At 65.9% G+C, this 26,730-nt stretch carries 22 protein-coding genes; 11 read left to right on the top strand and 11 right to left on the bottom strand.

Annotation, left to right across the window (positions count from 1 at the left end):
* Positions 1 to 27 precede the first annotated feature (27 nt).
* Entirely contained in the window at positions 28 to 447 is a 420-nt protein-coding gene (locus HT579_00875) for a ClpXP protease specificity-enhancing factor (protein QKS27643.1), read from the top strand.
* 174 nt (positions 448 to 621) lie between these two features.
* Here HT579_00875 and HT579_00870 read toward each other — a convergent pair whose 3' ends face one another.
* Both HT579_00870 and HT579_00865 read right to left on the bottom strand, forming a co-directional pair.
* Positions 622 to 1,518: a DMT family transporter gene (locus HT579_00870; GenBank protein ID QKS27642.1), complete on the bottom strand. Its 897-nt coding sequence runs from the start codon at positions 1,516 to 1,518 to the stop codon at positions 622 to 624.
* An 88-nt stretch (positions 1,519 to 1,606) separates the two neighbouring features.
* On the bottom strand, positions 1,607 to 2,086 hold the full coding sequence (locus HT579_00865) for a hypothetical protein (GenBank protein ID QKS27641.1): 480 nt from the start codon (positions 2,084 to 2,086) through the stop codon (positions 1,607 to 1,609).
* 263 nt (positions 2,087 to 2,349) lie between these two features.
* Between HT579_00865 and rlmD the strand changes: the two genes are divergently transcribed.
* Positions 2,350 to 3,657 carry a 23S rRNA (uracil(1939)-C(5))-methyltransferase RlmD gene (rlmD, locus tag HT579_00860; protein ID QKS27640.1) on the top strand — a complete coding sequence of 436 codons (1,308 nt, stop codon included), beginning with the start codon at positions 2,350 to 2,352 and terminating at the stop codon, positions 3,655 to 3,657.
* A 31-nt stretch (positions 3,658 to 3,688) separates the two neighbouring features.
* Here rlmD and HT579_00855 read toward each other — a convergent pair whose 3' ends face one another.
* The 6 genes from HT579_00855 to HT579_00830 all read right to left on the bottom strand — a co-directional run bounded on the left by HT579_00855 (position 3,689) and on the right by HT579_00830 (position 12,170).
* Complete coding sequence (locus HT579_00855) at positions 3,689 to 4,243, bottom strand: YcbK family protein (protein ID QKS27639.1); 555 nt, start codon at positions 4,241 to 4,243, stop codon at positions 3,689 to 3,691.
* A gap of 12 nt (positions 4,244 to 4,255) precedes the next feature.
* Positions 4,256 to 5,872, bottom strand: coding sequence for a L,D-transpeptidase family protein (locus HT579_00850; protein ID QKS27638.1), 1,617 nt, complete (start codon positions 5,870 to 5,872; stop codon positions 4,256 to 4,258).
* A gap of 34 nt (positions 5,873 to 5,906) precedes the next feature.
* Positions 5,907 to 8,108, bottom strand: a complete 2,202-nt coding sequence (locus tag HT579_00845; GenBank protein QKS27637.1) for an EAL domain-containing protein — start codon at positions 8,106 to 8,108, stop codon at positions 5,907 to 5,909.
* Between the two features lie 2 nt (positions 8,109 to 8,110).
* Positions 8,111 to 10,324, bottom strand: coding sequence for an HDOD domain-containing protein (locus tag HT579_00840; protein QKS27636.1), 2,214 nt, complete (start codon positions 10,322 to 10,324; stop codon positions 8,111 to 8,113).
* A complete protein-coding gene (locus HT579_00835) occupies positions 10,317 to 11,189 on the bottom strand; it encodes a PEP-CTERM/exosortase system-associated acyltransferase (GenBank protein QKS27635.1) in 873 nt (290 codons plus the stop codon). The genes HT579_00840 and HT579_00835 overlap by 8 nt, the downstream gene beginning before the upstream one ends.
* Positions 11,190 to 11,360: 171 nt before the next feature.
* A complete protein-coding gene (locus HT579_00830) occupies positions 11,361 to 12,170 on the bottom strand; it encodes an outer membrane lipoprotein-sorting protein (GenBank protein QKS31421.1) in 810 nt (269 codons plus the stop codon).
* Positions 12,171 to 12,224: 54 nt separating this feature from the next.
* Here HT579_00830 and HT579_00825 point away from each other — a divergent pair, with 54 nt between their 5' ends.
* The gene (locus tag HT579_00825) at positions 12,225 to 13,034 is read left to right on the top strand and encodes an ABC transporter ATP-binding protein (protein ID QKS27634.1); all 810 of its coding nucleotides are present in this window, start codon (positions 12,225 to 12,227) and stop codon (positions 13,032 to 13,034) included.
* On the top strand, positions 12,967 to 14,532 hold the full coding sequence (locus HT579_00820; protein QKS27633.1) for a hypothetical protein: 1,566 nt from the start codon (positions 12,967 to 12,969) through the stop codon (positions 14,530 to 14,532). Before HT579_00825 ends, HT579_00820 begins: the two co-directional genes overlap by 68 nt.
* A 9-nt stretch (positions 14,533 to 14,541) precedes the next feature.
* Here HT579_00820 and HT579_00815 read toward each other — a convergent pair whose 3' ends face one another.
* Positions 14,542 to 15,534, bottom strand: coding sequence for a zinc-dependent alcohol dehydrogenase family protein (locus HT579_00815; GenBank protein QKS27632.1), 993 nt, complete (start codon positions 15,532 to 15,534; stop codon positions 14,542 to 14,544).
* A 214-nt stretch (positions 15,535 to 15,748) separates the two neighbouring features.
* On the opposite strand from HT579_00815, the gene HT579_00810 reads away from it, so the two are divergent.
* Genes HT579_00810 through HT579_00795 form a run of 4 tightly spaced genes read left to right on the top strand, consistent with a single transcriptional unit; the run spans position 15,749 to position 19,545 of the window.
* Positions 15,749 to 16,834 (top strand): ABC transporter ATP-binding protein, encoded by a 1,086-nt coding sequence (locus HT579_00810; GenBank protein QKS27631.1) that lies wholly within the window; start codon positions 15,749 to 15,751, stop codon positions 16,832 to 16,834.
* Positions 16,782 to 17,684, top strand: coding sequence for an ABC transporter permease (locus HT579_00805; GenBank protein ID QKS27630.1), 903 nt, complete (start codon positions 16,782 to 16,784; stop codon positions 17,682 to 17,684). The genes HT579_00810 and HT579_00805 overlap by 53 nt, the downstream gene beginning before the upstream one ends.
* Positions 17,684 to 18,478, top strand: coding sequence for an ABC transporter permease (locus HT579_00800; protein QKS27629.1), 795 nt, complete (start codon positions 17,684 to 17,686; stop codon positions 18,476 to 18,478). Before HT579_00805 ends, HT579_00800 begins: the two co-directional genes overlap by 1 nt.
* Positions 18,475 to 19,545 carry a spermidine/putrescine ABC transporter substrate-binding protein gene (locus tag HT579_00795; GenBank protein ID QKS27628.1) on the top strand — a complete coding sequence of 357 codons (1,071 nt, stop codon included), beginning with the start codon at positions 18,475 to 18,477 and terminating at the stop codon, positions 19,543 to 19,545. The genes HT579_00800 and HT579_00795 overlap by 4 nt, the downstream gene beginning before the upstream one ends.
* A 144-nt stretch (positions 19,546 to 19,689) precedes the next feature.
* Here the strand turns inward: HT579_00795 and recJ are convergent, their stop codons facing one another.
* Together recJ and HT579_00785 are read right to left on the bottom strand one after the other, a co-directional pair.
* Positions 19,690 to 21,405, bottom strand: coding sequence for a single-stranded-DNA-specific exonuclease RecJ (gene recJ / locus HT579_00790; GenBank protein QKS27627.1), 1,716 nt, complete (start codon positions 21,403 to 21,405; stop codon positions 19,690 to 19,692).
* The gene (locus HT579_00785) at positions 21,402 to 22,457 is read right to left on the bottom strand and encodes a hypothetical protein (GenBank protein ID QKS27626.1); all 1,056 of its coding nucleotides are present in this window, start codon (positions 22,455 to 22,457) and stop codon (positions 21,402 to 21,404) included. The genes recJ and HT579_00785 overlap by 4 nt, the downstream gene beginning before the upstream one ends.
* Positions 22,458 to 22,641: 184 nt before the next feature.
* Between HT579_00785 and HT579_00780 the strand changes: the two genes are divergently transcribed.
* From HT579_00780 to HT579_00770, 3 genes are all read left to right on the top strand, one after another.
* On the top strand, positions 22,642 to 23,889 hold the full coding sequence (locus tag HT579_00780; protein ID QKS27625.1) for a lipoprotein-releasing ABC transporter permease subunit: 1,248 nt from the start codon (positions 22,642 to 22,644) through the stop codon (positions 23,887 to 23,889).
* Entirely contained in the window at positions 23,882 to 24,568 is a 687-nt protein-coding gene (gene lolD, locus HT579_00775) for a lipoprotein-releasing ABC transporter ATP-binding protein LolD (GenBank protein QKS27624.1), read from the top strand. The genes HT579_00780 and lolD overlap by 8 nt, the downstream gene beginning before the upstream one ends.
* Positions 24,569 to 24,661: 93 nt before the next feature.
* Positions 24,662 to 26,683: a methyl-accepting chemotaxis protein gene (locus HT579_00770; GenBank protein ID QKS27623.1), complete on the top strand. Its 2,022-nt coding sequence runs from the start codon at positions 24,662 to 24,664 to the stop codon at positions 26,681 to 26,683.
* Positions 26,684 to 26,730 lie beyond the last annotated feature (47 nt).

Raw genomic sequence — 26,730 nt, 5'->3', positions numbered from 1 at the left:
GACCACCTTGACAGAGATCCCCGGAACATGAACGCCAAGCTGCCGTCGACCAAACCCTATCTCGTGCGCGCCATTCACCAGTGGTGCTGCGACAACGGCTTCACGCCGTACCTCGCCGTCGCGGTGGGCGCCAGCACGCGCGTCCCGCGCGAGCACGTTCGCGACGGCCAGATCGTTCTCAACGTCGACTACGAAGCGACGGCACAACTCGAGATCGCCAATGAAGGCATCAGCTTTCAGGCGCGCTTCGCTGGCGTTGCACGCGATATCTGGATCCCGATGGGCAACGTGTCCGCGATCTATGCGCGCGAGAACGGCGCAGGCATGGCGTTCGAGCCGGAGAGTGCCGAGGCGGCTGGCGCAGCCGCGGAGCCGCAGCCGGAAGCGGACCAACCACCGGAGCCGCCGCATTCGGGTGGTCGCGCGCGGCTGCAACGGGTCAAGTAAGGACTGCGGCGGCAAGCCAGTCGCCAGCCCTGGCAACTTCGCCGGCACGCGTGCCGCCACTCCCGCAATCACGGCTACCGCGCCCCGCTGCCGGCGGCGCGACATCTTCGCTGGCTCCGCCGTGTGAAGCAGGGGCTTCGACCGTGCGTTCTCAGCTTGGACCGGGCCGCCGGGTCAGCGGGTGCGTTGCCGGGCGCGCTGCAGTGGCGCAATCTGGACGATGATGATGCAGGCGAGAATCAGCGCGCAGCCGGCGATTCCTCCTGCCTGCAGCCGATCGCCCATCAGCAGGTAGCCGAAGAGGGCGGCGAATACCGTCTCGGCGGAGAGGATGATCGCCGCATCGGACGCCTGTGCGTAGCGCTGCCCGATCACCTGTGCGGTGAAGCCGATGGCCACCGAGACGAGTCCCGCGTAGACGATGGGGAGCATGGCGTGGCGTATTCCGGCCAGGGTGATCGTCTCGCTCAGCGTACCCCAGAGCAGGCTGCCCATGCCGCAGACGATGAATTGCCCGCAGGCAACGAAGAAGGGGGCCGCGATGCGCTCGGCAATGCGGCCGACGAAAAGGACGTGCAACGCCCAGAAAAGGCTGCTCGCGATTACCCACAGATCCCCCGCGGCCGGATGCAGGCCCTGCGCACCGGACAGCAGCCAGCTTCCCGCGAGGCAGCCGAGTGAAGTCGGCCAGACCGACCAGTGCGGCCGGATGCGCAGAAGAAGCCAGGCCAGCAGTGGCACCAGCGGCACGTAGAGTGCCGTGAGAAAGCCGGCGTTCGTCACCGTCGTGCCGGTGATGCCGATCTGTTGCAGGGCGGCGCCAAGCATCAGCAGAACGCCAAGGGCACCGACCCAGAGCACGTCCCCGGTGCCGGCGGGCAGGCGGAACAATGATCGCTGCTGCCACTCGCGCCAGGCCAGCGGCAGAATGATCGCCGCGCCGAGCAGGAAGCGGATGCCGGTGAAGGTCAGCGGTCCCACGCCTGCCATTCCTTCCGCCTGGGCAACAAAGGCCGAGCCCCAGATCAGGGCGACCGTGAGCAAGATGAGGTTGGCCTGCGTGCGAGTCAAGGTGCGCTGCTTCCAAGAAGAGACGATCCCGGCGTCGCCGGTCGTGCGATTGCCCGGCGACGGCAAGCGTCGTTCGCCTGTAGCGCAGCTAGAGTCCAAGCGTCTTCGAGCTCAGCGGATCACCCCCCTCGCCAAGGACCTCGGCGAAGCGCTGGGCGTAAGGCGCGCACTCGCTGGTGTCGTCGACGATCAGCCTGGCACGCGGCTGATCTCGATGAAAGCGGACGAGGGCGTGTCGGTCGTCGGCGATCATCAGGCAATCGCCAAGCTGGTCGAGATGGGGCGGCGCGTCGATGATCGACAACAACGGCGCGTAAAGGGTCAGCAGGTTCATCAGTTGCGGACTGTACTGGCAGACGAAATCGCGTTTGCGGACGACGATGCGCAACTGCCTGTCGTGACTGGGTGCCGAGAGCAGCGCGCGCAGCGCAGCAACCCGCTGCGGAGCTTCAAGCTTGAGGGTTGACAGGTCCTCGTCGAAGATGTCCAGTCTGGTGGCGGAAAGGTCAAGGAGTTCCTGGATCGCACTGTCGTACTCGCTCCAGGTTGTGATCAGCCTGCTGCTCATCGCTCGCACTCCCGTTCATGATGCTCGCGGACTCGATGGCGAAGGCTGCGACAAAAGCCTTCGCGAGTCAAGCGCCACACCGGGTGAGTCCAGCGCCGGCGTGCCAGCCGGTCGCGGCAGGCGTCACGGGCCGGCCGTCGCCAGGCGAACCCCGCACGCTGAGCGCTGGGACCGCCGGCCGCCTGCGCCGCAAGGCTGCCCGCGGCGTCGCGACGCCGCGGTTCGCGATAGAATCGCACACCCCTGTGCTGTGGACGTGTCGGATGCCAACCGGAATCATCGAATCGCTTGACCATGAGGCACGCGGCGTGACGCGACTCGAGGGCAGGACCGTCTTCGTCGAAGGTGCCCTGCCCGGCGAACTCGTCGAGTACGCCAGTTATCGCCGGAAACCCGGCTACGAGGTCGCGCGCGCCGTGCAGGTGCTGCAAGCGTCGGTCGATCGCGTGGCGCCGCGCTGTCCGCACTTCGGTGTCTGCGGCGGCTGCAGCATGCAGCATCTCGACCCTGCGGCGCAGGTGGCGGCGAAGCAGCGGTTGCTCGAGGACAACCTGTGGCACATCGGCAGGATCAGGGCCGAAGAGCTTTATGCCCCGATCCACGGTCAGGCCTGGGGTTATCGCTATCGTGCCCGCCTCTCGGTGCGTTTCGTCGCCAAGAAGGGCGGCGTCCTGGTCGGCTTCCACGAGAGAAAGAGCAGCTACGTGGCCGACATGCGGCAATGCGCGATCCTGCCTCCGCATCTTTCGGCGCTACTGTTGCCTCTGCGCGAGCTGATCGGCGGCCTGTCGATCCGCGAGCGCCTGCCGCAGATCGAAGTGGCGGTTGGGGAGCGCATCACCGCCCTGGTTCTGCGTGTCCTCGAGCCGCCGACGCCTGCCGACGCCGAGCGGCTGCGCGAATTCGCCGATCGGCACCGGGTCGTCTTCTATCAGCAGCCGCAGGGGCCGGCGACAGCCTGGCGCTTCCATCCGCTCGCCGGCGAGCAGTTGTCCTACGTGCTGCCCGACTTCGCGGTCGAGCATCCGTTTTCGCCAACCGAGTTCACCCAGGTCAACCACGCCATCAACCGCGTTCTCGTGCGTCGCGCTCTCACACTTCTTGCGCCGCAGCGCGGAGAGCGCATTGCCGACATGTTCTGTGGTCTGGGCAACTTCAGCCTGCCGATCGCGCGCTCCGGCGCGTACGTCGTCGGTGTCGAAGGCAGCGCCGATCTGGTGCGCCGAGCCGCCGCGAACGCTGCCGCCAACGATCTCACCGCTCTGACCGAATACCGCGTCGCCAATCTGTTCGAGATCACGCCGCAGTCGCTGGCGGCGCTCGGCCATTTCGACCGGATGCTGATCGATCCTCCGCGCGAAGGGGCCGCAGAGCTGGTCAAGTCGCTTTCCGCCAACGGACCGCAGCGCATCGTCTACGTCTCCTGCAGTCCGGCGACACTGGCCCGCGACGCGGCGATCCTCGTCACGCAGAAGGATTACCGTCTACGCGGAGCAGGCGTGATCAACATGTTCCCGCAGACGTCGCACGTCGAATCGATCGCCCTCTTCGAGCACCAACGGGCAGGATGAGTGATCGCCGTCGGCTGTCGCGCTGGTGGCACTACCAGGCCCGCACGCGGCCGGTATCGACGTGCACGAAATCCGAGCTGGCGTAGTAACCGACCCCGCCACGATTCTGGGCCATCGCGGCGTCGCGCAGGTCACTCAACGGCACGCCGGCGAGGCGGATGTCGATCGCCTTGCCTTCCATGTGCAGGCTCTGCTTCGCGACCCCGCCGCCGCGGCCCTTGCGCAACCTGCTGTTGGTCTCCGGGCAGCGGTAGCCCGAGATCACCTGGAAGGCCGTCTCGCAGGCGAGTTCCTGTCTGATGCCGTACAGCAGGTCGAACAACTGCGGGTCGATGTTGCCCACCTCCCCCGAATAATGGTCACGCAGAAAGAGGTTCAGGCGTCGGAGCGACTCGGGAAGGTAGCTGTCGCCGAGCGAAAACACCAGTGAGAGGCGCTCGCCGGTGTGAGTGTGCTCGAAAGCGAGCTGGCGTGCGTTCGGCAGCGATGCCAGTGCGGGCCTGGCAACCGGCAGCAGGACACCTGTCGCGAGGAGGCGGGCTGCATGGTCGAGAAAGCGCCGCCGAGAGTGGTGGAGCTTCGACATATCTTCTCCATGTCAACGAGAAGGCCGTGATTCTGCAGGAATTTCAGTCGTATGGGAAGTCTGGAGCGTGCGGGCACGCTGCCGCAGCGCTTCCTCGAGGCGCGCGTCGAGACCGTAGATGTCCGGCAGGAAATGCACACGGCCGTCGCGGACGACCGTCGTACTATAGCCAATGATCACCGGTAGTGGCTCGTCCAGGCGCAGCGTCGTCGACCTGCCGCGGCGCATTGCCTCCTCGATGCGTGCCTCGGTCCATTCCGGCGTATCCGCGAGGACGAACTTCGCCAGTTGCAGCGGCTCCTCGACACGGATGCAGCCATGGCTGTAGTCCCGCCGCGGCCGCTTGAAGAGTTGCGGCGTCGGTGTGTGGTGCAGGTAGATGTTGTCCCTGTTCGGAAACACGAACTTGATGCCGCCCAGTGCGTTGCCCGCTCCCGGTCGCTGGCGTATGCGCATCTGGCCTGCCTGCACGGCCTCGATCCCGGCCGGCGAGAGGCTGCCGACGACGCGGCCATCGCTGCCGACCAGTTCAAATCCCTGGCGCTCGAAATAGCCCGGGTCGCGACGCAGTCGGGGCAAGGTTTCGCTGCGGGCGATCGACGGCGGGACGTTCCAGTATGGGCTGAACTCGATGAATTGCATCTCGGCATCGAACAGGGGTGTCGGGGTCTTGCGCGCCGTGCCGACGATGACCTTCATCGCCAGCTTCGCCTCGGTGTTGCCGGCATGCATCTCGTAACCATGCAGGGCGAACTCCGGAACGTTGACGACGATCGCTCTGCGCGCGTGCGGCACTGGCGTCCACCGCAACCGCTCCATTGCCAGCCCGATCTGGCGGACCCTGGCTGCCGGGCCGATGTTGAGTTGTTCGAAGCTATCCCTGCCGATGACGCCATCGGCAGGGATCCCGTGTCGTGCCTGAAAGGCCTTCACCGCATCGACCAGGGTACCCTGGTAATGCTCCGGGAGCCTGCTGTCGGTCGGCGCCAAGTCACCGAGCGACAGCAGCCGTTGCTGCAGCAGCCCGAGTCCGGCGTATTGCTGCCCTGGGCTCAGCCTGCCTCCGGGGACTGCTGGCAGGTTCTTTTGCCAGGCGGGATCGTCGGCGAGTTGCCGGTAGCGGGTCAGCGCCTGCCGCAGCGCATCGTACTGCGGCCAGGCCGGTGCGGCGCTGCGCGCGGCTTCTGCCAGGCGCTCGTCGGCAAGGGCTACGCGCAGCAGCGCATCGGCATCGAAATCGCTGCGGTGGGCCGGGTCGTAGCGAATGCCCAGTTGCTGCGGATCGATTCGTCCGGTGTGCAGGTCGCTGAGGTAACGTCGCATGGCGCGATCCAGGCGGCGGCTGACAAGGCTCGACGACCCGGGGTCGACTGCCTCCGAGCTGCCGCTGACCGCTTCGCGCAGTCCGTCGATGTCATAGTCCCGTGGATCGAGTCCTTCGCTGGCAGCCTGTGTCAGCAGTTCCGCCGCCTGGCGGGCGGCTGGCGTCGGACCGGCGAAGGAAAACCAGGTGGCTTGTGCCGCTGCCGCCGCGCCGCCACCGTTGCAGATGAGGACAATGCCGAGGCAAAGCGCCGCACCGCGGCGACCGGGGCCGTAGCGGCGCCGCCAGTGGTCGAATCTGGCCATCAACCGAAACCCGGGTGCCGAAGCGCGGCCCGGGTCACTGCCGGCGCCGGCTGTCGACCGCCGGAAAGGCTCCATGACGCAGGAACTCGTCGAACTCTGCCGGGCGCAGTGGTCCGCTGAAGAGGTGGCCCTGCATGTCGTCGCAGCCGATCTCGCCCAACAGCCGCCGCTGCGCTTCGCTTTCGACTCCCTCGGCCAGCACCTGCAGGCCGAAGCTGCGCGCGATGCAGCAGAGGGCCTGAATCATCGCGGTCGCGTTCTGGTTGTGCGCGCTGAGGTCACGGACGAAAGACTGGTCGATCTTGATGCTGTCGACCGGAAAGCGTCGCAGGTGGTTGAGCGACGAGTGGCGGGTGCCGAAGTCATCTATCGAGACGCGGCAACCCAGGGTGCGCAGCTGCTTCACCAAGTCGATGTGCCGTTCGGCATCCTGCAGCAGCAGGCTCTCGCTGATGTCGAGATCGAGCAGATCAGCGGCGATGGCGTGTGTCTTCAGATCCTGCGCGAGTCGTTCCGGCAGGTCCTGCACGTCGAACTCCTTCGGTGACAGGTTGATCGACAGCCGCAGGCTGTGCAGGCCGCGCTGGCGCCATTCGGCAAGTTGTCGCAGGGCCGTCGTCCTGACCCACTCGCCGAGCGCGGCGACCATGCCGCTTTCCGCCGCCAGCGGCATGAATGAGTCCGGTGCCAGCAGTCCAAGTTGCGGGTGCTGCCAGCGAACGAGGGCCTCGACAGCGACCGTCCGGTGCTCGCTGCATCGGATCCGTGGCTGGTAGTGCAGCTCGAACTGATCGCCCGCAGCGAGTGCGGCACGCAGGTCTCCCTCCAGTGTCAGCCGCCTGCTGTCGCCATCCTGCATCTTCGGGCTATACTGCAGGTAGCCGTTCTTGCCGCGTCCCTTGATCTGGTACATCGCGATGTCCGCGCAGCGCAGCAGTGTCTCCGGCGTTTCGCCGTTGTCCGGGTAGAGCGCGATGCCGATGCTGACGGTGGCGAGAAAGTCGATGCCAGCGATCTTGAATGGCCGCCTGAGTTCTGCCAGCATCTTGGCGGCAATCAGCGCGGCGTCATCGCCGCTGCCGAGCTCCGGCAGCATGACCGTGAACTCGTCACCGCCCTGGCGCGCCAGCGTATCTCCCGAGCGCAGGCAACTGGCGGCGCGTTGGGCGAAGGACTTCAGCAGTTCGTCACCTTCCTGGTGACCATAGGTATCGTTGACCAGCTTGAAGCGATCGATGTCGATGAACATGACACCCACTCTTCGGTTCTTTCGGCGCGCCTGCTTGAGTGCGACGCCCAGGCGGTCCTTGAATAGAATGCGGTTGGGCAGCCCGGTCAGGATGTCGTGAAAGGCGTGGAAGCTGTTCGTCTCTTCGGCCTTCTTGCGCTCGGTGATATCGCGCGCAACGCCCGAAGTGCCCATGAAATGGAGGTTCGCCGGACCTTCGGCAGCGGCGTAGAGGCCCTGCGAGCTGAGGATGGCGACGATCGTTCGGTTCTCGAAATGACGGACCCCCTGTGTCTTGCTCTGCAGGCGAATCTCGACGTTGGTGCTGGCACGATCGCCGATGCGGCGTTCGTTGAAGGCAAAACGGGCATGGTCGAGGTCATCCGGATGAACGATCAGGGAGTAGTGCTGGCCAAGAAGCTCCTCTCGCGAATAGCCGAGCAGCGCCTGGACGCGGCCATTGACGAAAATGAAGCAGCCATTCCGGTCGAGCGTGTAGATGAAGTCCGGCGAGTGGTCGACCAGGAATCGGTGCAGGCGTTCGGAGTGCTCGAGTCGCACCGTCATCAGCGCATGCTCCCTCTCGATCCGCCGTCTGTGCAGGACACGGTTGACGGTATCGATCAGTTCCTGCGGGTCACCATGCTTGCGGATGAACTCGCAGGCGCCGTGCCGCAGGGCACGAATCGCCGAGTCGATCGACTCGTCGCCACTGAAGACCACGACCGCGGCCGGGATGTGCTGTTGCACCATCCACTGCATGACTTCGAGGCCGCTGATGTCAGGCAGATTGAGATCGAGGATGAGGACGTCGACTTCGCGTCGTTCGAGACGGCGTTGCGCCTCGCGGCCAGTGCCGCAATCCTCGATGAGGCGCCCTGCGGCGGCGAGCAGGTGACGGTAGGCAGTCCGGATCCGATCCTCGTCGTCGACGATGAGAATGCGGTTGCTGCTTTCCCCGGGTTCGGGAATCTGTGGCGAGAAATCGACGTTGGGTATGGCTTTCATCCTTACTCCTGGCGCCCGTCGGGCGAGGCATGCTTCTCCTGTGTCAGCTTGCCTGGCTGGCCGGGCACAGTATCGGACCGATCTGCGCTTGGCAAGAGGAAGGAAATCACTGTTCCGCTCCCTGGCTGGCTGCGGCAGGTGACGGCAATTCCCTGCCGCTGCGCCAGCGCGCCGACGATCGACAGACCGATGCCGCGCGGTTCGCCGAGGCGGGCCGCGCGCGGCCGATGGATCGCCTCCATCGCCGCTTCGCTCATTCCTGGCCCGTTGTCTTCGATGCGCAGTTCGACGTGGCGGCGCCCCTGATGCAGGACGTCGCCGGTCAGTGAAATCCTGATCCCCTGCCCGCTCACCAGAGCCTCCGATGCATTCTTCCAGACGTTGAGCACGATCTGCTTGACACTGTCCCGATCACAGCCGATGTTCATGCTCTGCGCCGGCAGTGCCGTCTGCACGGTGATGCCGCGCGCGTCGAACAGCGGCTGCCGGTAGAGCAGGAGCAGTTCGCGCAGCAGATCGCCGATGTCGACGGCGGCGTCGCCGGCCGGCACCGTGCGGATATCGCTCATGCGCCGCACGATCCTCGAAACGCGCTCGATTTCCTCCGTCAGCACTCCCAACTCGCGGTGTACCTCGGCCCCAGGCGGTAGCTTGCCATCCAGGATTCGCAGGTATCCCTTGATGATCGTCAGCGGGTTGCCTGCCTCGTGAACCATCCGTCGCGTCTGCTGCAGGAAGCGCGCAGCCGTCTCCTCCTCGGTCTGCGCGCGAACATGTCTCGCCCGCCGCCAGTTCTCGAGACTGCCCCCGGCAATTCGTCCGAAGTTGAGCAGGCACGGTAGACGCCGTGCAAGCGCAGCGTACTGGTCGCGGCTCAGACCGGCAAGAATCACCCCCGTCGTCCCGCCTTGAGCGGTCATCGGGATGCACAACAGCCCACTGCCGTGCAGGGCACGGGCGAACTGCACGTCGAGCAGTGAGGCTGGCGCCGGTGACCGGTCCGCGTGGGAACAGCGGACTTGGTTGCTGACTGCAGCGGCAGCGGCGAGACTGCGATGGGGCTCGCAGACAAGGCTTGTCTGGCGGAAGACGGCCGCCTGTCCGCTGACGTTCTGGCCATTCAGCCTGCCGTCCGCCGTGTCGTGGAGGAGGAACGCCAGATGGCTGAGATCGAAGAGAATGCGTGCCGCTTCGCGAAGGGCGAGGAACACCTCCGCATCGGTGTCGAGGCCCAGGATGTCATCCTGCAGGGGTTGCAGCAGTGCCTTGTTGCCGATCAGGCTGACGATTTCGGTCTGTGCATCGGCCATCGGCCGCTTCGTGTTGCCAAGCACGCGTGGCAGGCCGCCAGCGGCACCGCGCTCCCGGGCAGCCGGCGCGCTCATGCCAATTGCATCGGCGACCATCGACATCCGTTGCGTCGCCTGGGCACAGAGCGCCGCCAGCTGGCTGTCGTCGAGGTCGTCGAACATCAGCCGGGCATGTTCGCCGACCGCGTCCGGGATACCGTCACAGTCGGCCAGCACATGTGCCAGCCAGACGATCTGGGCCAGTCGCGTGGCGCCGACAATCCGTTCCGCTGGCTGATGGTGGAACAGGATGCCATCGGCGAAAGAAGAGTCGAGATGCCATTCATCAACCAGCCAAGTGCCGATCTCGCCGTGATGGGTGCCGAGCAGCTCAACCTCCATCGCCGGTAGCGAGGACTCGCCGGAGCAGCCCGAAAGCAGCTGCGCGTATGCTTCGCCAAGGGCGGAGAGCATGATGAGTTCGCCGACATCGTGCAGCAGTCCGGCCAGATACGCCTCGTCGGCTCGCGCGAAACGCACTGCGACGGCGAGTCCGCGCGAGATTTCGGCGACCAGCAGCGAGTGGGTCCAGAAATCGGCGAGATCGACTTCCGGTCCGGGTCCACGTTCTTCGAAAAGACTGCGGACCGACAGACAGGTGGCAATCGAACGGACCAGGCGCGTACCAAGGGCCATCAGGCAGCTCTCGATGTTCTGCAGTTCCTTGCCGCGACGGACGGCCGGCGAGTTCGCTGCCGTCAGCACGCGGGTACACAGGCCGGGATCCTGTTCGACCAGCCTGGCAAGTTCCGTCATCGTCGTGCAGTCATCGTCGACCAGCTGCAGCAGGCGCAGCAGAACCTGCGGCGGCGAGGGTACCCGCCCCGACTGCATGGCGTGTCGGATCGATTCCGGAAGGCTATGCATCGGTCGGCAAATGCGCGCTGTCGTCAGCAGCGACATCGGAGGGGGAAGTCTGCGGCATGCGCATCGTCCCCGGCGCGACGCCAAGCGGATGGTGGTTCGCGCGTACGGCGCTCGCGCCGGCAGCCTGGATGCCCTCGCAAAGCTCGCTCGCGATGAGCTCGAAAAGTGCCCGCAGCGGCCCGCCCATGCAGTCGATCACCTGCTCCACCACGAGCAGCGAGGGAATGCGCGTGCCCCGATGGTCGACGGGCTGGCCGATGTGCCGCAGATTGACGCCGAGCCGTGCCAAATTGTTCGCCAGCTTTTGCTCGGTCAGAACCAGCAGGATCGTGACGCCGTACTGCCGGGCGAGGGCGATCAGACTCAGATAAATCGCCAGCGCGAGGTACGGCTGTCGCGGCCGGTCGCTGGTGCCGAAATCCGCTTCCGAAATCGAAATCGGTCTGTCCTGCTCGCCCTGCCGGCGGCGGTAGCTGCCGATGACTGCCAGGCGCGATATTTCGGCGATCTGGCTGCGCTCGTCAGCCATGGTGGCGACGAGCGAACGGTCGATCGTCGCCGCGCAGGCGATCTCCAGAGGCAGCAGAGCCGCGGGCTGTTGCGGGTCGAGCAGTATCAGGCGGGCGCAACCAACATCCTGTCCGCTTGCCACTGACTGGACGAGGCAGTGCAGCGAGCGGGCATCGAACTCGTCGTATTCGAGAGCATCCGGACGGACCGGCTCGAAGCCCAGTTCACGGCAGTACACCTGATGCCGCAGGCGGTAGTTCCGCGTTCGCAGATCACCCGTCAGCGCGGGAACGACCGTGAAGTAACGGCGGTAGCCCTCGCTCACTGTCAGTTCAGTCAGGCTGGGAAGGAACATCTGCCTCTCATGAATCACGCGTCTGCCGGGAGAGCGGCACAAGATTCAGCATACTACTACGAAGACGGATCCCGGACTCATGCCGCTCGTCGCGCCCGTCCGCAGGGCCTGCCCCTTCGACGACCGGTCCGACCCGAGCGGCAGGCGCTCGGCAGCCACCTTGGCGGGCGGTCACTCGAGTTTCTTGAGGTAGTCCTTGGTGAACACCTTGTCGGGCAGGTCGCGTGACTTCATCCCGGTGTAGTCAAGGACCGACTGCTCGCCCCCACGCAAGGCATCTTCCATCACCAGCCGCGCAGGCCGCCGCTTTCCTTCCATGGCCCTGTAATTCTCGTAGCGACAGGTCTTTAGAAGCCGGTTGGAGAGCGAATAGAACTCCGCCTTATGTGGCGAGTAGTCCTTTGCGCGGACCCAGTAAATGACTTTCTGGTAGGTCACGCTGCGGTCGCTGCCGGTCAGTTCAAGGACGTAGTGATCATCACCGTCAACCTTCTCGATTCGCAGGAGCTTCGGATTGTAGTCGCCGGTGAAATTCGCACGTGCCAGGTCTCCGTTGGCAACCTGCCCGGTCAAGCGCTGCGACAGCGCCAGCCGGATCGGCTGCGACACCTCGGGCATGAACACCCAGAGGTCGCGTCCCTTCATCAGCATGATCTGGCCACGGTCGGAAGCGGGCTCGACGACCATCACGACGCTGTTCGCATTGCCCTTGGCGAGGATCCGGTACTTGCGGATGTCGGCCTTCTGCTCCTTGTTCTGCTCCTTGTCCACCGTGGTGACCGTCACGTCCACCTGAAAGCCGTCGGCGGGGAAGCGCACATGGTCTGCCTTCTCGACGATCATCCGGGCCTCGCTGTCATCGCTCGCCGCCGGTGCTGCCGTCTCGGATCCCGGCGCCGGGATGGCGGTGACTAACAGCGCGATGACGAGAAGAAGCCGTGCGTTCTTGACAGCGCTTTGACGGATGGTCATGATTTCCATAGTTTTCACCCCTGTGAGCTGACCGTCGACCCGGTTGGCCGAAAGCGCCACCGAATGAAGGTTGTCCGCATCGAACACGTATGCAAGGATTATCAGCTCGGCGAGCAGAAAGTCCAAGCCCTGAAGAACATCACCCTGTCGTTCGACCCGGGCGTCTTCCTGGCCATTGCCGGGCCGTCCGGCAGTGGGAAGACGACGCTGCTCAACCTGATCGGCTGCATCGACACGCCGACGAGCGGCAAGATCTACATCAACGACCAGGACGTCAGTGGCCGGACTCCGGACCAGCTTGCCGACCTGCGCGCACGCACGATCGGTTTCATCTTTCAGACGTTCAATCTGTTGCCGGTTCTCTCGGCGGCGGAAAACGTCGAGTATCCGCTGCTGCAGCGCAAGGACCTGTCGCGCGAGGAACGGCAGCGACGTGTCGCGCACTTCCTGGAAATCGTCGGCCTCTCGAAGTATGCCAGCCATCGGCCGAACCAGTTGAGTGGCGGACAGCGCCAGCGCGTGGCCATCGCCAGGGCGTTGGCGATCCGGCCGGCAATCGTTCTTGCCGATGAACCGACGGCCAACCTCGATCACAAGACGGGCGAGGAGATCCTGCTGTTGATGAAGCGGATCAACCGCAAGCTGAAGACCACCTTCATCTTCTCGACCCATGACAAGAGAGTGATCGCCAAGGCTGACCGCCTCGTGCGTGTAGAGGATGGCGAGATTTCCCTGCTCGGAATGCGCAGGGACGCCAAGTGGTCGTTCGCGCGTCATCGTGCCACCGAGGAGGGGACCGGCAGCAATGGCGACGGTCGGACGGCGCCGCAACCGACTGCGGCGGGAGAACGGGCAGATGCAGATGAGAACTAGTCTTTCCACCATTGGTCTGGCACTCCTGCTGGCAAGCCTGTCGCTGCCGCTTGCGATTGCCGCGGAGGCATTGCCGAAAGGCCGCGCGGCGTTGTTCGACGATGACGAGCCGGCGGCGACGCCGGCCGAAGCGGGCAGTCGCGAGGCGCTTTTTGGCGAAGATCAGCCCGCTCGCCCGTCGGCTGCCGAACCACCGCGCAGCCGCGACTCCCTCTTTGGTGGCGACGACCTGCAGTCATCGGCGGTGGCTGCGGCAGGTACCGCCGCCATCGCATCGCCGCCCGTCGTGAAGGGCTTCGTCCAGAACCGGATGGCGTATGCCTGGCCGAAGCCCTCGCACTGGTCGGAGATGATGAACCATTTCGACCTCAGCGCGCAGGGCAGCCTGAGCAGCAACGTCAAGTGGAAACTCGGCGCCCGTGTCGACTATGATGCGGTCTATTCGCTGACCGACTTCTACCCGCAGTCAGTGGAGAACGATCAGCGCTTCAACTTCCTGCTGCGCGAGAACTACCTCGACATCGGCGCCGACAACTGGGACTTCCGTTTCGGCCGCCAGCAGATCGTCTGGGGCGAGATGGTCGGCCTCTTCTTTGGCGATGTCGTTTCCGCCAAGGACGTGCGTCACTTCGTGCTGCCCGAATTCGAGATTCTCCGCATCCCGCAGTGGGCGGCACGGGCAGAATATTTCAAGGACGATTTCCACGCCGAGTTCCTCTGGATTCCGCTTGCCAGCTACGACAACATCGGCAAGCCGGGCGCCGAGTTCTTTGCCTACACGCCGCCGCCGCCGCCCGGGTTCCAGACCTTCTTTCTCAACGAGCGCTTTCCATCGAGCAGCCTGTCCAACACCAACTACGGTCTGCGGCTGTCAATCCTGCGCGACGGCTGGGATGTCGCCGCCTTTGCCTACAGCAGCATGAGCGCAGCGCCGACCTTTTACCGCCAGGTGATCAACAATCCCCAGCCGACGGTGGTGTACGAGGCGAGACACAAGCGCATCGACCAGTTTGGCAGCACTCTGGCCAAGGATTTCGGCTCGGTGGTGCTGAAGGCCGAAGCCGTGTATACCCGTGGCCGCGGCTTCGAACTCAGCAATTTCGGCAATCTGAACGATAACGACGGCGTCGTCGAGCAGAACGTTCTGGCCTGGGTGGTCGGGGTCGACTACAACGAGATCGCCGACACCCGCATCAACGTGCAGTTGTTCCAGCAACACATTTTCGACCGTAACCCGGACATCATCCCGGAGAGCAACGAGAACGGCTACAGCCTGCTCGTCAACCACAAGTTTGGCGACAAGGTGGAGGCGCAGGCGCTGTGGATAGCCAGTCTCAATCGCAGCGACTGGATGCTGCGGCCGCGCGTCAGCTGGAATTTCGAGAAGAACTGGCGCGCGGCGCTCGGTGTCGATATCTTCCACGGGCCGCCGCTCGGCTATTTCGGTCGCTATGATGACAAGGACCGGGTGTATACCGAATTGCGCTACAGCTTCTGAACGGCAACCTCAGTCCGGCTGATTGACGAGAACGGCGGCGCCACGCAGGCGGCCGCTGCGCAGGCGCTCGAGAGCCTCGTTCGCGGCAGCGAGGGGAAAGGTCTCGACTTCGGTGCGCACGCCGGCGCGCGGCGCGATGGCCAGGAACTCCTCGCCATCGCGCCGCGTCAGATTGGCGATCGAACGCACGCAGCGCTCGCCCCAGAGGATGTCGTAGGGGAATTCCGGTATGTTGCTCATGTGGATGCCGGCACAGACGACGGTGCCACCCTTGCGCAGCCGGCGCAGCGCCTGCGGCACCAACTCGCCGGCAGGTGCGAACACGATCGCCGCGTCCATGGCCTGCGGTGGTGGCTGGTCGGCACCGCCTGCCCAGACGGCGCCCAACGATCGGGCGAACTGCTGTCCGGCCAGATCCCCGGGTTTCGTGAAGGCGAAGACCTCGCGTCCCTGCCAGCGGGCGACCTGCGCGATGATGTGCGCGGCTGCGCCAAAGCCGTAGATTCCGAGGCAGCGGGCGTCGCCTGCCGCCACCAGCGAGCGGTAGCCGATCAGCCCGGCACAGAGCAGTGGCGCCGCTTCGGCGTCCGAGTATTCGCCGGGCAAGGCAAAGCAGTAGCGCTGGTCGGCGAGCGTGAACTCGGCGTAGCCGCCGTCGAGCGTGTAACCGGTGAATTCGGCGGCGTCGCAGAGATTCTCGCTGCCGCGCGTGCAGTAGGCGCAGCGGCCGCAGGTGCGGCCGAGCCACGGCACGCCAACCCGCTGGCCGATGGCGAAGCGCTCGACAGCGGCGCCTTTCTCCGCCACCACGCCGACGATTTCATGGCCAAGAATCAACGGCAACCGGGGGTGACGCAGCTCGCCGTCGAGGACATGCAGATCGGTGCGGCAGACGCCGCAGGCGCGCACCGCGAGCAGGAGCTGATCGGCTCCGGGGCTTGGTCGAGGCACTTCGCTCAGGCGCAGCGGCGTGCCCTGGGCATGGAGAAGCATCGCTTGCATGGATCCCTCCCGCGGTAGTGATCGGCCGGTCGGCACAACGCTGGCGACAGGCCAGCTGGCGCCGCAAGGCCTGGATGCCGCTGCGCCGATTCTATTCCCGGCGCGTGGTAGAGGGCAACTCGCGGCGGCTGTCGACAGCCGTCGTCGGTCTTAGCCGCAACTGCAAAAGACGGTATCGCTGCAGCGGGCATCCTGCGCTAGACTGTGCAGCGCCATGGCTCTGCTCGAGATCCGTAACGTCACCCGCCGCTTCGGCGACTTCAAGGCCGTCGACGACGTTTCCCTGTCGATCGAAGCGGGGGAATTCTTCACGCTGCTCGGACCTTCAGGCTGCGGCAAGACGACCATCCTGCGCATGATCGCCGGTTTCGACGAACCGGATGGCGGTGAACTGCTGCTCGACGGCCAACCACTGGCCGGCATCGCGCCCGAGAAGCGACCGGTGCATACCGTCTTCCAGAGCTACGCGCTTTTTCCGCACATGACGGTGGCGCAGAACATCGCCTTCCCGCTGCAGATGGCCGGCAGGAACGGGGACGAGATCGCGGCACGGTTGCGCCAAGCGCTCGACCTCGTGCACCTGGAGGACAAGGCACGCCAGTTCCCGCACGAGCTGTCGGGTGGCCAGAAACAGCGTGTGGCGCTGGCGCGCGGGCTGATCAACGAGCCGCGCCTGCTGCTGCTCGACGAGCCGCTGGGTGCGCTCGATGCCAAGCTGCGCGAACAGATGAAGGGCGAGTTGATCGCACTGCAGCGCGAGGTCGGCATCACCTTCGTCTTCGTCACCCATTCGCAGCAGGAGGCACTGGCGATCTCGCATCGCATCGCGGTGATGAACGAAGGTCGCATCGAGCAGGTCGGCGCGCCGGAGGAGGTCTACGGTTATCCGAAGAACCGCTTCGTCGCCGACTTCATCGGCACCATCAACCTCCTGCCGGTCAGCGTCAACAGTGTCGGCGATGACGGGCTGCGCCTGTCGGCAGCCGGCCTCGGTGAGGTTGCCTGTACTGCGGCCAGCGGTGCCGCTGCCGGTGAGCATGGCGTGATTGCCCTGCGTCCCGAACAACTGGCGGTGCTTGCCGGCGACGAGCCGCACGGCTTCGACAACCATTTCGTCGGCACGGTGCGCGACCATCTCTACCTCGGCGACGTCACCGTCTACCGGATCGCCCTCGACAACGGTGTCGTTCTCGAGGCGCTGCTCGCCAACTCGTTGCCCGGCCGCGCCAAGTCGCTTGACCGTGGCGATGTCGTTGGCGTTGGCTGGCGGCGCGAGGCAGGGGTCTTCCTGCGTGACTGAGCGGCTGTCCGCGGCAGCACGCCGCAGCGGCAGCGGCGAGCGGCTGACCCGGTGGCTGGTCAGCCTGCCGCCGACACTCTTCCTGCTGCTCTTCTTCCTTGCGCCGGCGCTGATCATGGTTGGTGCTTCGTTCCGGCAGCCGGGTGATTTCGGCGGCCTGGCGCCGCTGCTTGTCGACGGCCGCTTGAATCTGTCGCTCGAAACCTATCGTTTCTTCTTCGGTGACTGGATCTACGCCGAGATTTTCCTGCGCTCGTTCCTGGTCGCCACGGCGACGACGCTGCTTTGCCTGCTGCTCGCCTATCCGCTGGCGCTGCTCATCGCCCGCAGCGAGCGCGGCCATCGCGATCTCCTCGTCCTGCTGGTCATCCTGCCCTTTGCCAGCAACTTCCTGATTCGCGTGTACGCCTGGATCATCGTCCTTGGTCCGTTCGAACTCCTGTACACCCCTTTCGCGGTGATCGCCGGCATGGTCTATGTGCATTTGCCATTCATGATCCTGCCGCTGTACACCAACCTCGAGAAGCACGATCCGGCGCTGCTGGAGGCGGCGCAGGACCTCGGTGCGGGCAGCTGGAAGCGCTTTCGGCGCATCACCCTGCCGCTGTCGATGCCGGGCATCTGGTCGGGATCGGCGCTGGTCTTCATTCCCGTTCTCGGCATGTTCGCCATCCCCGAACTGCTCGGCGGCACGCGCGACATCCTGGTCGGCAACCTGATCAAGGAGCAGTTTCTCGACAACCGCGACTGGCCCCTCGGCTCCACGCTGTCGCTGCTGCTCACCGCTGCCGTTCTCGCGCTGGCGGCGATCGCCGTCCGCGCTGGCCGGCCCCGGCGGGAGACTGCCTGATGCGCCACGGTGGCAGCCCACTCTGGTTGTGGCTGGCGGCGCTCGCCGTCTACGCCTTTCTCTACCTGCCGCTGGCGGTCGTCGTCATCTTCTCCTTCAACGACTCGCTGCTCAATGCCGAGTGGGTGGGCTTCACGACGCGCTGGTACGGCGTTCTGCTGGCGGACGAGGAGATGCTGCGCGCCGCCGGAAACTCGCTGTTCATCGCCGTCGTCGCTTCGCTGATCGCCACCGTGCTCGGGACGATGGCCGGCATCGCCATGCAGCGCTGGCCGGTCGGTCTGCTGCGCGCGCTGCCTTTCCTCGTCCTGACACCGGTGGCGATGCCCGAGATCCTGCTCGGCGTCTCACTGCTTCTGTTCTTCCGCCAGGTCCTCGATCTGACGCTGGGGCTGATCTCGATTCTCGTCGCGCACATCACTTTCTCGATCGGTTTTGTCGCCATCATTGTCCGCGCCCGCCTGGCCGGCATGGACGAAAGCATCTTCGAGGCGGCACGCGATCTCGGCGCCAGCCCGTGGCAGACTTTCCGGCGGGTGACGTTGCCACTGATCCTGCCGGGTGTCGTTGCCGGCTTCCTGATGAGTTTCACGCTGTCGATCGACGATTTCGTCATCACCTTCTTCGTTGCCGGGGTCGGCGTCACGACGCTGCCGCTGCAGATCTATTCGATGATCAAGGTGGCGGTGACGCCGGAAGTGAACGCCATTTCGACCCTGCTGATGGCACTGACGCTGAGCCTCATCGCGCTGGCGGCAAGACTGGCGCCGGACAGCATGCAGGGCCGACGGTGAACGCCTGGCATCGTCTCTGGCTGGTGCTGCTGCTCGTCGCCAGTGCCCGTCCGGCAGTCGCAACCGATACGCTCCACCTCTACATCTGGAACAACTACCTGTCGGAGGAAACGGTGGCGCGCTTCGAGGCACAGTGCCGCTGCCGCCTGAAACAGGACTACTACTCGGACAATGAGGAGATGCTCGCCAAGCTCGAAGCCGGGGCCATCGGCTACGACCTGCTTGTCCCCACCGGCAACGCCGTCGAGGCCCTGCTGCGACAACAGGCGCTGCGCCCGCTCGACAGGAGCAGGCTGCCACATCTCGGCAACCTCAAGGCGGAGTTTCGTGATCCCTGGTACGACCCCGGACTGCGGCACGCGGTGCCCTATGCGACGACGGTGACCCTGCTCGGCTACAATGCCACGCGGCTGGCCGAACTTGGCCTGCCGACCGACACCTGGGCGCTGATCTTCGAGCCGCGCCATCTCGAGAAGCTGAAGGGCAAGGTGACGGTGCTCAACAGCCAGCGCGAGCTGATGGGCGCGGCGATGAAGTACCTCGGACACTCGGTGCAGGAGACCGACCCCGCCCGCTGGCAGGAGGCCAAGCGCCTGATCCTGCGCGCCAAGCCTTATTGGGCGACCTTCTCCAACAGCACCTACATCAAGGATCTGGCGGTCGGCAACATCTGGGTCGCGCATGGTTACTCGAGCGACATGTACCGCGCGCAGCAGGACGCACTCGACGCCAGGCGTCCCTTTGCCATCGCCTTTCGCACGCCGAAGGAAGGCGCCGTGCTCGCCGTCGACAACTTCGTCCTCCACAAGTCGGGTCGCCGCCCCGATCTGGCGCACCAGTTCATCGATTTCATGCTGGTCGGTGCCAACGCCGCCGACGTTTCGAATCTTGTCGGTGCCGGCAACCCCAACGCTGCCGCAATGCCGTACATCGAACCCGAGATTGCCGGCAACCCTGGCATCTTTCCGCCAGCCAGCGACCTGCAGCGGCTGGAGATGCTGCGCGACTTCGACCCGAAGACCCGCCGGCTGCTGTCGCGCATGTGGACCGAGATCAGGGTGCGCTGAGAGCTGGCGCAGGAAACGTCGCACGCAGGAAGGGCTGCGCGGTACGAGCGAGCGGACGCTGGAAGATGTCGGGTGGTCGGGCGTGGGCGCAGGCGGGATTGCGCGCCGCCGCATCCGGTTGTGCCCGGCGTTTCCCTTGCCTGTTCAGCCCGCGCCGGTCTCGATGTGCTCGATCATCAACTGTGGCGTCTCGACCCCGTTGTACTCGTTGATCGCCAGCCGATAGGCGGCGCGGATGTGGCGGCCGGGCGCCTGCTGGAAGTTGAACTGGATTGCGTCGAGAATCTGCGTGCCCTTGCGCAGACGGAGCTTGAGGTGCTTTTCCTTGAGGATGCGCTGGCTCTCGACGAGGAACTCGTCCTCGAACAGGGGCGCCGGAAAGCCCTGTCCCCAGACCTCAGCGGCCAGCAAACGCGCCGTCGCCAGCGATAAATACGCTGCCTCGAGGCCGCCATCGGTTTCCAGCGTCCGTGTGCGGTCGGCCGGGGCGAGCAACTCGTCGACGACCCGGGCAAAGGACTCGCTGAAGAGTGCGAAGTCGCTTTCGCGCAGGCTGACCCCCGCCGCCATCGCGTGGCCGCCAAAACGCAGCAGCAGGCCGGGCGATCGCTTGCTCACGAGGTCGAGGGCGTCGCGCAGATGCAGACCGGGGATCGACCGGCCCGAGCCACGGATCTCGCCGTCGCCGGCGCGGGCAAAGGCGAACGCTGGCCGGTGCAGCCTCTCCTTGATGCGGGCGGCGAGAATGCCGACGACGCCCTGATGCCACGTGGGATCGAACAGGGACACCGCTGCCGCCTCGCTGGACATCTCGGCGCCCCACTCGGCGAGCTGCTGCGACGCCTGCTCCTGCATTCCCGACTCGATCTCGCGCCTTTCGCGGTTGAGGGCGTCGAGCTGTTGCGCGATGTTCATCGCTCGCCCTGCATCATCGGTGATCAGGCACTCGATGCCGAGCGACATGTCGGCCAGGCGGCCGGCAGCGTTCAGGCGCGGGCCGATCATGAAGCCGAGGTCGACGCTGGAAGCCTGCGCCGGATTCCGCCCGGCAGCCCGAAAAAGCGCCCGCACGCCCGGCGTCAGCCTGCCCTCACGGATGCGCCGCAATCCCTGGCTGACCAGCACGCGGTTGTTGTGGTCAAGGCTGACGACATCGGCGACGGTGCCCAGGGCCACCAGGTCGAGCAATGCAGCCAGGTTGGGCTCGCTGCGTCCGGCCGCTTCGGCAAACCACCCGCGGCGGCGCAGCTCGGAGCGCAGCGCCAGCATGACGTAGAAGATGACGCCAACGCCGGCCAGCGCCTTGCTCGCAAAGTCGCAGCCGGCGAGACTCGGATTGACGATGCAATCGGCCGCCGGCAGCTCGTCGCCCGGCAGGTGGTGGTCGGTGATCAGGGTCGCCATGCCCAACTGGCGGGCGCGGTTGACGCCGTCGATGCTGGCAATGCCGTTATCGACGGTGAGCAACAGGTCGGGGGCGGCAGCAGCAGCCAGCTCGACGATGTCCGGTGACAGGCCGTAGCCGTAGGTGAAGCGGTTCGGTACCAGATAGTCCACGCGTGCGCCGAAGGCACGCAGGGCGCGAACGCCGACCGCGCAGGCGGTGGCGCCATCGCAGTCGTAGTCGGCGACGATCAGGATCTTGCGCTGCCGGGTGATGTGGTCGGCCAGCAGCACCGCCGCCGTGGCGGCGTTGGTCAGACCGGCGGGTGGCAGGAGCGAGCGGAAATCGTAGTCGAGTTCGCTGCCCGTGCGGATGCCACGGCCGGCGTAGATGCGCGCCAGCAGCGGATGCAGCCCCTGTTGCTCGAGCTGCCACTGGCTGCGCGGGCTGACCGCTCGTCGGCGCAGCCGCGTCATGGGTTGGTGGCCGCCAGGTCGCGGGCGATCGCCGCCAGCGTCTGCGGTCGGTGCCACAGCCGCCACTGCGCGCGTGCGTCGCTTTCCCACGACAGCATCCCATAGGCCGTTGGCGCCTGCAGACGAAGCCGGCGTATCCGGCCGCTGGCGAGCGCCTGCTGCAACGGCGCAAACCAGCGCCCCTCGAGCGCGAGCAGGGCGGCGCGATAGGCCGCTCCATCCTCGTACTGCACGCAAGACTGCAGCCCGTCGAGAACGACCAGATGCTGGCCGCCGCGGGTTGCCTGCGCCAGGAGGGCGGGGGCGCCATCGGGCAGTGAACGCAGGCGGCTGCCCGCGGCGCGCCCACAGCCGCGGGCCAGCGCGAGATCACTCCAGACGTCGGTGAACAGGCCCTCGCTTGCGGTTGGCAGGCGCCCCGCGCCCCACAGCCAGAGACTGTTGATGGTTGCGCGGCCGGCGTCGTCGCGTTGCTGGTTGACCGGATGCTCGTGCAGCACCATCTGCGCCTCGTTGAGCAGGCGGCGCAACCAACGCGCCTCGGCAGTTTCGGGCAGTTGCCGGACGACGCTGCGGCCGGCCACCGCCGACAGCGGCAGCACCTCGAAGCGACCCAGTTCGCGGCCGGTCGCCAGTTCCAGGTACCAGCGGTCGCTGCTGGCGAGGTGGAATCTGCCGGCATCGGGGAAGTGCCGATTGAGCGCTTCGACGATGGCCTGTGCCTCGTTCAAGTCGATCTCGAGCGTCGCCGCATCGGCCAGGATCAGTCGCTCCTGATGCAGGCGCAGATGGACCGGGTCGGCGCAGAGCCAGGCGGCACTGCCCACCGCGGGGCCTCTCTCCTCGCCGTGCACTCGACAGGCGGCATAGGCGGCGTTCTCGCCGAGAGCGAAGGCGTCGCCGACGGTCGCCTCGAGCGATTGCGGTGGGCTGCGGTGCATCCGGCTGCGCGCGAGCAGGGTGGCGAGGCCGGGCACAGCCAGGCCAGCGAGAGTTTCGCGGTCATCCGGCTCGGGCCAGACGATTTCGGGAACGACGAGGGTGATCTGCATGCGCCGGGGCTGAAGCTGCGGTGAACGAAACGGGGTGCGGGGTGCGGGTTGCGGGGCGGAACGGAGCTGGTGGCGCATGCCGCGCGTCCACCGACCGGCGCGACCGCTACGCGAACAGTGTAGCATAGCGACTTTTGGCTTTCCGGCGCCCGGAGGCACCCGCAAGAATGGACATCCGTCGCTGATGGCGATTCCGTACGAGCTGCTGATCGGCCTGCGCTACACGCGGGCGAAGAAGCACAACCACTTCATTTCGTTCATCTCGTTGATCTCGATGTTCGGCATTGCCCTTGGTGTCGCTGCGCTGATCGTCGTCCTGTCGGTGATGAACGGTTTTCAGACCGAGTTGCGCTCGCGCATTCTCGCCGTCGTCTCGCATGTCCAGATCACCGGCGCCGGTGGCGAGATGGCAGGCTGGCAGCGGGTGCTGGAGATGGTCGCGGGCGAGCCGCACGTCGTCGCTGCCGCCCCGTTCGTGCAGGGGCAGGGGATGCTCGCCTTCGGCGAGACCGTTCGCGGCGCGCTGGTTCGCGGCATCCTTCCCGAGCAGGAGGACCGCGTGGCCGATTTCCGTCCGCACATGAAGGGCGGCCAGTTCGAGGCGCTGCAGCCCGACAGCTTCAACATCGTCCTCGGCTCCGAACTCGCGCGTGCCCTCGGTGTCCGCGTTGGCGACCGGGTGACGCTGATCGCGCCGCAAGGAGTGGTCACCCCCGCCGGCGTCATGCCGCGGCTGCGCAGCTTCCACGTCGCGGGCGTCTTCGAGGTCGGCATGTACGAGTACGACAGCGGCTTGGCGCTGGTTCATCTTGCCGACGCGCAACGGCTGTACCGACTGGAGGACAAGGTTTCGGGCGTGCGCCTGAAGCTCGACGACCTCTTCGTCGCGCCGCGCGTGGCGCGTTCGCTTGCCGGCAAGCTGGACGTCAATGCCTTCATCAGCGACTGGACACGCAGCCACGCCAATTTCTTCCGCGCCGTGCAGATCGAGAAGAACATGATGTTCATCATCCTGTCGCTGATCGTCGCCGTTGCCGCCTTCAACATCGTGTCGACGCTGGTGATGGCGGTGACCGACAAGCAGGCCGACATCGCCATACTGCGCACGCTCGGCGCCAGTCCGGGCAGCATCATGGCGGTGTTCATCGTGCAGGGGGCGCTGATCGGCTTCATCGGCCTCGGCATGGGGATTGCCGGTGGCGTCGCCTTGGCGCTCAACGTCGATGTCGTCGTTCCCTTCATCGAGCGCATGCTCGGAACGCAGTTCCTCGCCAAGGAGGTGTACTACATTTCCAGCCTGCCCTCGGAACTGCAGTGGGGCGATGTGACGACGATCACCGGCGTCGCCTTCGTGCTCGCCCTGCTGGCGACGATCTACCCGAGCTGGCGGGCGGCGCGGGTCAACCCGGCGGCGGCCCTGCGCTATGAGTGAGGTCGTTCTCGCCTGCAAGGGCCTGCGCAAGATCTATCGGCAGGGCGACAGCGACGTGCCGGTGCTGCTCGGTGTCGACCTCGAAGTGCGTGTCGGCGAGCGGCTGGCAATCGTCGGTGCTTCCGGTTCCGGGAAGAGCACGCTGCTGCATCTGCTCGGTGGTCTCGACGCGATCAGTGGCGGCGAGGTGTTCCTGATGGGCAGCGACCTGCAGGCGATCGCCGATGCGCAGCGCGGCCAGCTGCGCAACCGTCACCTGGGCTTCGTCTACCAGTTCCATCACCTGCTTGCCGAGTTTACCGCGCTCGAGAACGTCGCCATGCCGCTCCACATCCGCCGCCTGGCGAAGGACGAAGCCGAGGCGCGGGCGGCGGCGGTGCTCAACGAGGTCGGCCTCGGCCACCGTCTGCGCCACACGCCGGCCGAACTCTCCGGTGGCGAGCGGCAGCGGGCGGCGATCGCCCGTGCGCTGGTCACCGAGCCCGCCTGCGTACTGGCCGACGAGCCGACCGGCAACCTCGACCGGCAGACTGCGGCCAGCGTCTTCGAGCTGATGCTGGCGCTCAACCGTTCGCGCCGGACGAGCTTCGTCATCGTCACCCACGATCCGGCTCTCGCCGGGCGCGCCGAGCGCATCCTGACGCTGCGCGACGGTTACCTGCATCCGGCTGGAGGCTAGACGGCGGTCGTTCGCGGCTCAGCTTTGCGCTGTCGCTGCCGACAAGGAAGGCACGAGCGGGTCAGCCGAGACAGAAAGGAGAAGAAGCGAAGGATGAAGACCGTATTCGCCCCGGCGATCGTGCTGCTGAATCGGCTGGGTTATCGCTCCAAGTTCGCTCTCATGGGCGTGCTCGCACTGGTTGCCATCGCCGTCCTGGTCTGGAACCTGTATCACAGCCTGCACCGCGTGATCGACAGTTCGCGGCTCGAGCTGGCGGGGGTGCAGGTCATCAAGCCGCTCACGCGCGCCGTGCAGCACCTGCAGGTACACCGCGGACTGTCTTCCGGAGTCCTCAGCGGCAACGGGGAGATGAAGGAGCGGCGGGCGGCGCGGCAGGGTGAGGTCAGCGCGGCGCTGAAAGCCGTCGGCGAGAGCCTTTCGCCAAGGCTCGCGGCAAGCGAATCGTGGAAGAAGATCCTCGACGACTGGGCCAGCATCGAGAAGGACGGCCTCGACCTGATACAGCGCGAGAACTTCCTGGCGCACAACCGGCTGATCGAGGATCTTCTCACCTTCCACATGACGCTTGCCGACGAATACGCGCTGACCAACGATCCCGACATCGATGTCGCCTACCTGATCGACAGCGCCATCGAGCGATCGCCCCAGGCGATCGAGCGCATGGGGCAGCTGCGGGCGCTGGGCACCGGCGTGCTGACCCGCAAGCAGCCGCTGGTGCTGTCGCAGCAGGTCGAGTTCACCGTCCTCCTGGCGGAACTCAACGTCGCCGTCAGCGGCCTGCGGCGCAACGTCGACAAGACCGCGCAATACCACCCGGCGCTCAAGCCGTCGCTGCTCGCTTCGGTTGCCGACATCGGCGATGCGGCGGCGAAGGTCACGGCGCTGGTCAACCAGGACATTCTCTCCGGCACCTTTGCGACCGCGCCCGGCGACTACTTTGCGTTGACCACCGCCTCGCTCGAGAAGGCGTACAAGGAGATGTTCGAGACGGTGCTGCCGACACTTGAGCGTCTGCTGCAGGAGCGCATCGACCGTGCCGAAGGCAAGCTCGCACTGAGCATCACCGTGGCGGTCGTCATCCTGGTGCTCTATGCCTACGTCTCCGTCGCCCTCTACCTCGCGATCATCGGCAGCATCGACCGCCTGGCGGCGAACGCGCGGACGATCGCCACCGGCGATCTCGCCGTGCGGGTCGAACTCGGCACGCGGGATGAGCTGAAGCTCGTCGGCGACAGCCTCAACGACATGTTGTGTGCATTCCGTGGGCTGCTGCAGAACGTCCATGGTGGAGCCAGGGAGGTTCTCGATGCGACGAGGACGCTGTCGGCTTCGGCGGCGGACATCAAGGGCAGCAGCGGGCGGCAGAGCCAGGCTGCCGCGGCCATGGCGACCGCAATCGAGGCAATGCGCGCGCGCATCGAGCGCCTGTCGGCCGATTCCCGCGATGCCGACCGCATCGCCAGCCGGGCCGGCGAGCTGTCGGCTGAAGGGGGCCAGGTGGTCGGCGACGTGGTACGCGAGATCGAGCGCATTGCGGAAGTGGTCAAGCAGTCGGCGGCGATCGTCGGCGAACTCGGCAGCCGCTCCGAGCGCATCTCGGCGATCGTCAACGTGATCAAGGAGATCGCCGACCAAACCAACCTGCTGGCACTCAATGCGGCCATTGAGGCGGCGCGGGCAGGTGAGTCGGGGCGCGGCTTCGCCGTGGTCGCGGACGAGGTGCGCAAACTCGCCGAGCGCACGGCTCGCTCGACGCAGGAGATCTCGGAGATGATCACCGCCATCCAGAGTGGCACGCAGGACGCCGTCGCGAGCATGAAGCTGGGCGTCAGCCGGGTTGCCGAAGGGGTCACACTGGCGACACGGGCTGGCCAGTCGATCACCGAGATCGGTGGCAATGCGGCGCAGGTGGTGAGCAAGGTGGCCGGTATCTCGCAGGCCCTGCACGAGCAGAACGCGGCCAGCAGCGACATCGCGCGCAACGTCGACAGTGTTGCCCGCATGGCGGAAGCGAACAATGATGCGGTGGCCGGCAATGCCGCCACGGCGGCGCAGCTTGAACAGCTGTCGGCAAGTCTGGAGCACGAGGTGAGTCGCTTCCGCCTCGGCTGAGCCGCGTGGCTGCCGTCGTTCGTGCGGCGCTGGAGGTCTCGCGGCGC

The organism is Candidatus Accumulibacter similis (assembly GCA_013347225.1).
Classification (GTDB): domain Bacteria; phylum Pseudomonadota; class Gammaproteobacteria; order Burkholderiales; family Rhodocyclaceae; genus Accumulibacter; species Accumulibacter similis.
This window is presented reverse-complemented; position numbering and strand designations above follow the sequence as displayed.